This window comes from Pseudomonas sp. Ps21-P2 (assembly GCF_039672565.1).
Taxonomy (GTDB): domain Bacteria; phylum Pseudomonadota; class Gammaproteobacteria; order Pseudomonadales; family Pseudomonadaceae; genus Aquipseudomonas.
In genome coordinates, this window is record NZ_JBDFPL010000037.1 from 1 (window position 1) to 1,128 (window position 1,128).

Consider the following 1,128-nt stretch of genomic DNA (forward strand, 5'->3'; position numbering starts at 1 on the left):
GTCCACGTAATATCCGTTGAAGAACGACAGATGACTGCCATGCAGCTTGGCGCTGTCGGTTATGCAGTCAAACCAGCAACGTTGGTCGAACTTAAAGAGGTATTTGCCAGACTGGAGTCAAAACTTGCTCAAAAGGTCAAGCGGGTGCTTCTGGTTGAGGACGATGCCCGCCAGCGCGAGAGCGTAGTCAGATTGATCAGCGACGATGATGTTGAAATCAGCGCGGTGGAGTCGGGGGAAAATGCGCTTGTCCTCCTGCGCCGAGAAGCATTTGACTGCATGATTATCGATCTGTCACTGCCAGACATGACGGGCAACGACTTGCTCAAACACATGTCTATGGAGGCTTTGCCATCTTCGCCGCCGGTGATTGTCTACACAGGGCGATCTCTCACCCGGAAAGAGGAAGCAGAATTACTCCGTTACTCCCAGACGATTATCATCAAAGGGGCACGCTCTCCTGAACGCCTTCTGGATGAAGTGACCTTGTTCCTGCACAAGGTAGAAAATACCCTCTCTAGTGATCGGCAGAAGATGCTGATGGTGGCACGCAACCGCGATAGAGCCTTCGAGGGTCGCACTGTATTGGTAGTGGACGACGATGTTCGAAACATCTTTGCGTTGACCAGCGCCTTGGAGCAAAGGGGGGCTTTGATTGTGGTAGCTCGCAATGGTGTTGAAGCTATTGAGCGACTCCAAGGAGCGGAGCATGTCGATCTTGTGCTCATGGACATCATGATGCCGGAGATGGACGGCTTCGAGGCCACACGGCGTATTCGGCAAAACCCGGTTTGGCGTAAGCTACCCATCATCGCGGTGACTGCCAAAGCGACGAAAGAAGATCAAGACCGATGCTTGGCGGCAGGTGCCAATGATTATCTGGCAAAACCCATTGAGCTTGGGCGACTGTTTTCATTAATTCAGGTGTGGATGCCAAAAATTTAAGAGCTCACGGTCAGGCACTGATGGGAGACTGAACTGACAATCCATGTTCGCTATTAAGTCGCTGCGCCGTCGCAGGCCTAACGTTGGTTAGAGAGGTCGAAGAATCAGCGTGGGGGAGTGGTCTGCTAAAGCCCGCCGGCCCGTGTAGAAATCAATTCCCTTTTTTGCCCCGCTCATCGGAGC

Annotated in this window: 1 protein-coding gene; it reads left to right on the forward strand. The window is 52.7% G+C overall.

The annotated features are described in order from the left end of the window. On the forward strand, positions 1-945 hold a 945-nt coding region (locus tag ABEH28_RS27255), incomplete at its 5' end, for a response regulator (protein ID WP_346631563.1). Between the last annotated feature and the right edge of the window lie 183 nt (positions 946-1,128).